Source organism: Caulobacter sp. SLTY (genome assembly GCF_009905535.1).
Taxonomy (GTDB): domain Bacteria; phylum Pseudomonadota; class Alphaproteobacteria; order Caulobacterales; family Caulobacteraceae; genus Caulobacter.
On record NZ_JAAALA010000043.1, the window covers coordinates 20174 to 27871 of the forward strand.

Consider the following 7698-nt stretch of genomic DNA (forward strand, 5'->3'; position numbering starts at 1 on the left):
GCGTGACCGGCTGGACCCGCCTGCTGCGAAGCCGTTTGCGACCCCTGCGGTGGCCCGGTCGCTGGCCTTTCCTGGTCGCGGCCGGGGGCGCGCTGGGGGTGGCGCTGGGTCTGGCTCTGTTCGTCACCCTGGTTGATCCGCACGATCTCTATCCCTGGGGGGCGCGACCGCATCTGTCCGGCAAGACCCTGGCGGGGTCGGCGCAGACCCAGGTGCTGAACGTGGCCACCAACGGGGACTTCGACGCCATTCTGATCGGATCGTCTTCGGCCCAACAGTTCGAGGGGCCGGATCTGGCCCGCCATCTGTCGGGGGTGAAGCGTGGCTACGCCATCGTTTATCTCGGGGCGCAACCGAAAGACCAGGCGGTGGTCATGGACCGGGTCGCGCGGGCGCCGAACCTCAAGCGAGTCCTGCTTAGCTACGATCTGGGCTACCTCGCGCCGGCCCAGCGGATGCAGCCCAACTTTCCCAACGCGCTGTACGACGACACGCCGCTGAACGACCTGGGCGCCATGACCCCGACCTCGCTGAGCCTGGCCTGGCGGCTCGCCACGGGCCAGAGCTACGACGATCGGCAATGGGACATCGCTCCGCTCCGGGCGGCATGGGCCAGGCGGCACAGGGTGAGCCAGACGCCGCGCGTGGTCGGCCGCTACAAGAGCTTCATGGCCCAGCAGAAGCCGCGGCTGGACGCGCCGACCAGTCTGACCTGCGCCGATTTCGAGGCCAACGCCCAGATCGCGGACTTCGCGCGTCGCCTGCAGGCCCGCGGCGTTCGGCTGGACATCATCATCCCGCCCTACAGCTATGCCGCCTATTCGGATTTCAACCGGCCTGAGCGGAACGCACGGGTGCAAGGCCAGCCCGCAATGGCCGCCTTTCTTCAATCGCGCCGCTGCATGATCGCGGCGGTCTCTCCCTATGCCAACACCAGGGTGTACGGTTTCGACCTGGAACGGGACCTGGTCGAGGACATGGGCAATTATTTCGACACCACCCACCTCTACGGCTCGGTCGCTGGTCGCCGGATGCTGGAGGCCATCGGCCGAGGCGAGAACGTTTTGACCGTGGAGACCTTCGAGCCCTACGCTCAGGAAATGCGTCGGCGGGTCGTCGCCTGGGAGTACCATAATTCGAAGGCGAAGCCGTGAGCCAGGCGTTGGATGACAGGGAGATCGCACCCGGCGCGGGGCCGGCTCTGAAGAGGCTGATCGCCGCTCAACTGGCGGCGTTTCCCGAACATGAGGGCTTCCTGCGGCGGCGGTTCGCGGCCGGGGCCGACGACTTCTGCGAGAGCCTCGCGACGACCATAGAGACGATCGCCGGCGAGGATCTGGCCCGGCTGTGCGAGGACTATCGCTGGCTGGCCGGGGCTGTGCTGGAAGAGGAGCTGTTCTTCCGGCGCGAGGGTCGATACCGGCTGTCCAGCTTTGCCGAGGCCGAGGCGCTGGTCTACGCCGATCCGGCCTACATGACCCGCTACATGAACGGCCTTCTGCTGTCACAGCTGTGGTGGTCGAACCATACGGCGGTGCTGGCCTGGTTCCGCGACCGCTATCTTCCCGGCAATGGGACGCAGGCGCGGCATCTGGAGATCGGACCGGGCCATGGGCTGTTCCTGCTGCTGGCGGAACAGGATGGCCGGACGGAGTCCTGCGTTGGCTGGGACATCAGCCCGGCCAGCCTGGCCCTGGTCGAGAAGACCTTCGCGGCGCTCCGGCGGCCCGCACCCTCCCTGCTGCTCTCCAACCTGTTTGAGGCGCAACTGGGCCGGTTCGACTCCATCGCCTTCTCTGAGGTGCTGGAGCACCTGGAAGCGCCCGCCGAGGCGCTGGCGCGCGTCCACGACCTGCTGGCGCCCGGCGGACGGGCCTTCATCAACGCACCCGTCAATTCCCCGGCGCCGGACCACATCACCCTCTTCGAGACGCCCGAGGCGATCGTCGATCTGGTCCTCGCCGCCGGGCTGGAGATCGAGGATGTGCTTCTGGCGCCGGCGGCCGGCGCCAGCCTGGACCGGGCGCGGAAATTGAAGCTGGCCATCTCGACGGTCGTCATCGCCCGCCGGCCGCTCTAGAGAGGACGGATGAGCCAGATTCAGCCTGAACTCGAGGACATCCTCCGCACCCTTTTCGACGAGTACGAGGGTCCGATCACCGGAGCCCTGACCGCCGCCGAGGTCGAGCAGTGGGACAGCCTGGCCAATGTGCAGCTGGTAGTGCTGGCCGAGCGGACCTTCGGGGTGCGGTTTTCCACCGCCGAGATCGCGGGCTTGGCCAATCTCGGGGCTTTGGCCGACCTGATCCGGGCCAAGCAGGGCTAGCGATGGCCGGGCCGGACAGCCCCTCGCCGCCGATCGCCGTCGGCCAGTGCGCCGAACGGACCTTCATCATCGACGCCGGGGCGATGGCGGCCTTCGCGTCCCTGTCGGGCGACCGCAGCGCCATCCACACCGACGCCGCCTTCGCCCGCGGCCGGGGCTATGAGGACGTGATCGTCTATGGCGGGCTGATGCTGGCGCAGCTTTCCGGGTTGTTGGGCAGCGTGCTGCCGGGCGACGACGCGGTGTCTGCCCGCTGGAGCATCGACTACCGCAAGCCTCTCTACCTGGGCGAGGAGGCAGTGCTCAGGCTCGAGGTGTCCCATGTCTCGCCCGCGGTGGGGCTGGTCGAACTGCGCTTCAGTATCCGGACAGGGGACCGGCTGATCGCCACCGGGTCAGCCCAGAGCCTGGTCCCGCCCGAGCGGATCGCGCCATGACCGGCTCAAGCCTGGATGTGACCAGCTTCTTCTGGCGGCCGCCGCGCCAGCCAGACTGGGACCAGGCCTGCAAGGCCTTGGCCGACCGCATCGCCGCCCTTCCGGAGGACGCCCCGGTTCCAGCCGCCCTCACTCACGCCTTGCGGGCCCTGGCGGGCCAGCGGCCGGCCCCGCTGGACGCGGTGAAGCTGGGGCGGATCGCGGGACGTCTGGCGCGGCGGCCGGCCGGCGTCCAGGGCCTGCGACGGTTCAAACTGGCCATCGTGGGCGAGCAGACTCTGGCCTTGCTCGCCGCCGATCTGCCGGCGGCGGGGCTGGCGCGCGGGCTGTTGATCGAGACCTTGGAGGCGCCATTCGGGGTCGGCGCGGCGGTAGCGGATGGCCAGCTTGAGCTCGAGGACTCCGCCGGGTTCGATGCGGTCCTGTTCATGCCGAAGGCGGGCCCGGAGAATCCTCGGGATCGGCTGGAGCGGGTCGCAGCCGGGCTACGCAACGCGCTTGGCGCCCCCGTCATCCTGACCACCGAGGCCGTGCCTCCGCCGTTGGCTGCCGCGGACCTCGGCCTTCCAGCCAGCCCGACCCGGCTGGTCCAGGCGTTCAATCTGATGCTGGCGGACGGCATGGCCGCCGGCTGCTGGGCCCTGTGGGACCTGGCGGGGCTGGCGGCGGAGATCGGCGGCGGTCGGTTCCGCGATCCGGCCCGCTGGCATGCGGCGAAGCTGCCGTTCGACCCTGCGCTGGGGCCGCTGGTGGCCGACCATCTGTGCCGCCTGCTCGCAGCCATGGCGGGACTGTCAGGCCGGGCGCTGGTGCTGGACCTGGACAACACCCTGTGGGGCGGGGTCATCGGGGATGATGGGCTGGAGGGCATCCGGCTGGGCCAGGGGTCGGGCGAGGGTGAGGCCTACCTCGCCGTGCAGAAACTGGCGTTGGATCTGCGCGAGCGCGGCATCGTGCTGGCGGTCTGCTCGAAGAATACCGACAGCATCGCCCGCGCCCCGTTCGAACAGCATCCGGAGATGCTGCTGAAGCCCTCGCACATCACTGCCTTCCATGCCGGCTGGAACGACAAGGCCAGCGCACTCACCGCCATTGCAAAGTCCCTGGGCCTGACGACGGACTCGCTGGTTCTGCTCGACGACAACCCCGCCGAGCGGGCCTGGGTGCGCGCCGCCCTGCCCGGCCTCATGGTTCCCGAATTGCCGGACGATCCGGCCGGCTACCCGGCGGCGGTGATCGCCAGCGGCGTGTTCGAGCATCTGCCGCTCAGCGCCGAGGACGCCGGGCGCGCACAGGCCTATGTCGCCCGCGCCTCGGCGCAACAGGCCCTGGACCTGTCGGGCGATTACCAGACCTGGCTCGACAGCCTGGACATGCGGCTGAGCATAGGCCCGTTCGACGCCATCGGCAGGAGCCGCATCGCCCAGCTGATCGCCAAGTCCAATCAGTTCAACCTGACCAGCCGCCGATACACCGAGCCACAGGTCGCCGCCCTGGCCGCCGATCCCGAGGTGCTGACATGGCAGGCGCGGTTGTCGGACCGTTTCGGCGACCATGGCATGATCGGCGTGGTCATCGTGCGGGGCCTCGGCGGGCCCGACTGGGAGATCGACAGCTGGCTGATGTCCTGCCGTGTTCTGGAGCGCGGCGTCGAACAGGCGCTGATGAACCAGCTGATCGAGACGGCGCGGGCGGCCGGCGCACGATCCCTCAACGGCCGGTGGATCGACAGCGGCCGCAACGGCCTGGTGCGCGAGTTCTACGACCGCATGGGTTTTGCCGCCGTCGAGCCAGGGAACTGGCGTCTGGCTCTCGAACACGCCGAGCCACTGGCCACAGCCGTGACTATCGAGGCGGCGCCTGCATAACCAATGGCTCTTGGCCCCCGCCCGCGATCAGCCCTTCTTGCGAGTCCTCTTCGCGGTGTTGAGCTCCACCGCCGCGCGGATCAGCGCCTTGAACGCCGCTTCGTCGACCGCCGCCCCCTGAGCGATATCGATGGCGCGACGGGCATTGCCCTCCAGGCTGGCGTTGAACAGGCCCTTGGGGTCGGGCAGCGAGGCGCCCTTGGAGAACGTCAGCTTGACCACCGCCTTGTAGGTCTCGCCGGTGCAGAGGATGCCGTCGTGCTCCCAAACCGGCACGCCGCGCCACTTCCAGGTCTCCTTGACCTCGGGATCGGCCTCATGGATCAGGGCGCGCACGCGGGCCAGGGTCTCGCCGCGCCAGTCCGGCAGGGACTCGATCTTCAGGTCGATCAGCTGTGAGGGCGTCGGGTCGGTCACAGGCGTTCTCCGGGAAGTTTGGAGGCCTGGCGAATCCAGTTCTCCAGTTCCTCGCCGATAGGATCGTTCTCGCGGATGTCGAGGTAGCGAACCTCCGGAACCTTGGAGGCGCCCGGCGGCAGCGGCTCCATGGAGGTCCCGCGGAAGAAGGTCAGCTTCACGTACTTGTCGAAACAGTGGAAACTGAGGAACCAGCTGCCCTCCTCCACCCCGTAGAAGGGGCTGTTCCACTTCACCGCCTTGGCCACGCCCGGCACGATCCGCTCGACCAGGGCGTCGACCTTGCGGCAGACGCCCTGCTTCCAGCCCGGCACGGCGTCGAGATAGGCCTGGACCGGAACGTTGCCATAGCCCTTGGCGATCTGAGGATTGCCCCCGGACAGCAGGATGGGCTTGCCATCCTCCGACTTCAGCGGCGGCCGGGAAGATATCTTCCGGCCCATGGCTCAGGCCTCGCTCCGGCGCCGGGTGAAGTAGGGCCGGAAGAACATCCAGAGGCCACTGATCATCAGCAGGATCAACGGACCCAGGGCCAGAAAGCCGATCCAGGCCTCCTGGACCCCCATGGTCAGGGCAACCAGGTTGGCGATGACCGCCAGGGTGAAGGCGATGGATATCCAGCGGTGGGCCTGGCGGATCCACGGGGTCATGACGGTCTCTCCTCAGTGGTCGTCGAGGGTGGCGACGAGCTGATCCAGCTTGCCGAGCATGTCGGTCCAGCCGTGCAGGGCGCCGCCGAGCGCCTGCTTCTGGGTGGGCCGGAAACCGGCTTGCTCGACCCGCAGGTGCGTGCCGGCGGCGGTGGGCATGAGGGTAAAGGTCACCACGCTCTTGAGGGCGAAGTTCGGGTCCTCGTTGTCGAAGTTCCAGCTGTAGGAGAGCGACTGCATCGGCTCGATCTCGAGCACCTCGCAGTCCAGAACCCCGCCCCAGGCGCCGCGCAGGTTGAACCGGTGGCCGACGGCGGGGACGAAGTCGTTCTTCATCAGCCACTCTTCCATCAGGTGCGGCTGGGTCAGCGCCCGCCAGACCTTATCCGGCGGATGGGGCATCTCCCGTTCGACAACCACGGATCGGGTCTGCGTCATTGGTCCATCCTGTTGAGGAGGTTCTCAAGGTCGTCGAAACGGTTCTCCCAGAACCGGGTCATCTCGCTGGTCCAGTCGACCAGGGGGGCCAGCGCCTCCAGTTGGGCGCTGTAGTGGGTCTGGCGGCCGTCGGGTCGGTCCCGCACCAGGCCGGCCTGCTTCAGCACGCCCAGGTGTTTGGAGACCGCCGGCTGTGAAACCCCCGCACGCGCGGTCAACGCCGCCACCGTCTGCTCCCCATCGCGACACAGCCGCTCGAAGATGCCCCGGCGGGTCGGGTCGGCGAGGGTGCGGAACAGGACGTCTGGGGCGGGGGTCATGTAAACCAATAACCGAGCAGCTATGAGTTATTCATAACCACGTGGATATGCGTTCGTCAACCGCTCTCGACGTGCGACCTTGCCTTCCAGATTTCATGCTAGGTGCGCACCCAAACGCCTGGAGCCGATACGCTTGTACTGGGATCTCGCCGCCATCCTGCTGGGGCCCGTGGCCGGCAGCTTTCTGGGCCTGGTCAGCCTGCGGCTGCCGGCGGAGAGGCCAATCGTTGTCGGCCGGTCCGCCTGCCAGGCCTGCGGCCGGACGCTCGGCCCGCTCGACCTTGTCCCCATCCTCAGCTTCCTGCTGCTCCGCGGCCGCTGCCGAACCTGCGGCGCCGCCATCCCGCGCCGCTACATCGCCATAGAGCTGGCCTGCATGGCCCTGGGCGTCTGGAGCGCCGCCGCCTTCGAAGGGCCGCTGGCGCTGATCTCCGCACTGCTGGCCTGGTGGCTGCTGCTGATCGCGGTCGTCGATGCTGAGCACCAGTGGCTGCCGGACCGCCTGACCCTGCCGCTCGGCGCCGTCGGCCTGATTCTATCGGCCGTCCTGGCGCAGCTCTACCCAGGCTTCTCGCCGATGCACCAGGCCATCGGCGCCGCGGCCGGCTTCCTGTCCCTCTGGCTCGTCGCCTTCCTCTATCGACGCCTGCGTGGGCGCGAGGGGCTGGGCGGCGGCGATCCCCGGCTGTTCGGGGCCATCGGCGCCTGGGTCGGTTGGATGGGATTGCCCAGCGTCCTGGTGTGGGCCGGCATCGCGGGCCTCAGTGTCGTTCTGGCCACAGGGGTTTTACGACGGTCGGTCTCTGGCGACCAGCGCCTGCCGTTCGGGACATTCCTGGCCGTAGGCGCTTGGCTGGTCTGGGTTTTCGGGCCGATCGGCGTCTGAGCCTGTCTTCAGCCGTCTGAACGCATTTCACAAAGGCGCCGCGAAACTGTCGTCGGACGGTCGGCGGACCGTCATCGACCAGTGGCCGCACCGTCACGAAGCGCCGTTAAGGCCGCTTCTGGGCAGGCGGGGCCCATGACTGGCGCGGCTGATGGAAGCCGCCCGACTCCCCGCGCGCAACGCAGGTGGAGATCAGGATGTCCGGCTTCAAGAAATTCCTCATGACGATGGCGGCCGCGGGCGCCTCCCTGGCGCTGGCCAGCTGTGGCGGCGCGGACGGCGTCGCCTCGCCGGGCGAAGGCGACTTCGGCGGCGGCGGCGGTGGGTCGGGGGCCGTGGAACTGGTGATGGCTGCC

Annotated in this window: 11 protein-coding genes; 6 read left to right on the plus strand and 5 right to left on the minus strand. The window is 68.5% G+C overall.

Annotation, left to right across the window (positions count from 1 at the left end):
* Positions 1 to 2: 2 nt before the first annotated feature.
* The 5 genes from GVN21_RS18730 to GVN21_RS18750 are packed head-to-tail and all read left to right on the plus strand — an operon-like array spanning position 3 to position 4631.
* Complete coding sequence (locus GVN21_RS18730; RefSeq protein ID WP_166576263.1) at positions 3 to 1154, plus strand: hypothetical protein; 1152 nt, start codon at positions 3 to 5, stop codon at positions 1152 to 1154.
* The gene (locus GVN21_RS21420; RefSeq protein WP_205690175.1) at positions 1151 to 2080 is read left to right on the plus strand and encodes a class I SAM-dependent methyltransferase; all 930 of its coding nucleotides are present in this window, start codon (positions 1151 to 1153) and stop codon (positions 2078 to 2080) included. Before GVN21_RS18730 ends, GVN21_RS21420 begins: the two co-directional genes overlap by 4 nt.
* A 9-nt stretch (positions 2081 to 2089) precedes the next feature.
* Complete coding sequence (locus GVN21_RS18740) at positions 2090 to 2326, plus strand: acyl carrier protein (protein WP_166576264.1); 237 nt, start codon at positions 2090 to 2092, stop codon at positions 2324 to 2326.
* Positions 2327 to 2328: 2 nt separating this feature from the next.
* Positions 2329 to 2763 carry a MaoC/PaaZ C-terminal domain-containing protein gene (locus tag GVN21_RS18745; RefSeq protein WP_166576265.1) on the plus strand — a complete coding sequence of 145 codons (435 nt, stop codon included), beginning with the start codon at positions 2329 to 2331 and terminating at the stop codon, positions 2761 to 2763.
* Positions 2760 to 4631 (plus strand): HAD-IIIC family phosphatase, encoded by a 1872-nt coding sequence (locus GVN21_RS18750; protein ID WP_166576266.1) that lies wholly within the window; start codon positions 2760 to 2762, stop codon positions 4629 to 4631. The genes GVN21_RS18745 and GVN21_RS18750 overlap by 4 nt, the downstream gene beginning before the upstream one ends.
* A gap of 27 nt (positions 4632 to 4658) precedes the next feature.
* On the opposite strand, the gene GVN21_RS18755 is transcribed toward GVN21_RS18750, so the two are convergent.
* Genes GVN21_RS18755 through GVN21_RS18775 form a run of 5 tightly spaced genes read right to left on the minus strand, consistent with a single transcriptional unit; the run spans position 4659 to position 6456 of the window.
* A complete protein-coding gene (locus tag GVN21_RS18755; RefSeq protein ID WP_346764289.1) occupies positions 4659 to 5048 on the minus strand; it encodes a DUF1801 domain-containing protein in 390 nt (129 codons plus the stop codon).
* Positions 5045 to 5491, minus strand: coding sequence for a DUF1801 domain-containing protein (locus GVN21_RS18760; RefSeq protein ID WP_166576267.1), 447 nt, complete (start codon positions 5489 to 5491; stop codon positions 5045 to 5047). Before GVN21_RS18760 ends, GVN21_RS18755 begins: the two co-directional genes overlap by 4 nt.
* Before the next feature lie 3 nt (positions 5492 to 5494).
* Positions 5495 to 5698 (minus strand): hypothetical protein, encoded by a 204-nt coding sequence (locus GVN21_RS18765; protein ID WP_166576268.1) that lies wholly within the window; start codon positions 5696 to 5698, stop codon positions 5495 to 5497.
* A gap of 12 nt (positions 5699 to 5710) precedes the next feature.
* On the minus strand, positions 5711 to 6136 hold the full coding sequence (locus GVN21_RS18770) for an SRPBCC domain-containing protein (protein ID WP_166576269.1): 426 nt from the start codon (positions 6134 to 6136) through the stop codon (positions 5711 to 5713).
* Complete coding sequence (locus tag GVN21_RS18775) at positions 6133 to 6456, minus strand: metalloregulator ArsR/SmtB family transcription factor (RefSeq protein WP_166576270.1); 324 nt, start codon at positions 6454 to 6456, stop codon at positions 6133 to 6135. Before GVN21_RS18775 ends, GVN21_RS18770 begins: the two co-directional genes overlap by 4 nt.
* A gap of 133 nt (positions 6457 to 6589) precedes the next feature.
* Between GVN21_RS18775 and GVN21_RS18780 the strand changes: the two genes are divergently transcribed.
* Complete coding sequence (locus GVN21_RS18780) at positions 6590 to 7342, plus strand: A24 family peptidase (RefSeq protein WP_166576271.1); 753 nt, start codon at positions 6590 to 6592, stop codon at positions 7340 to 7342.
* The last annotated feature ends 356 nt before the right edge of the window (positions 7343 to 7698 follow it).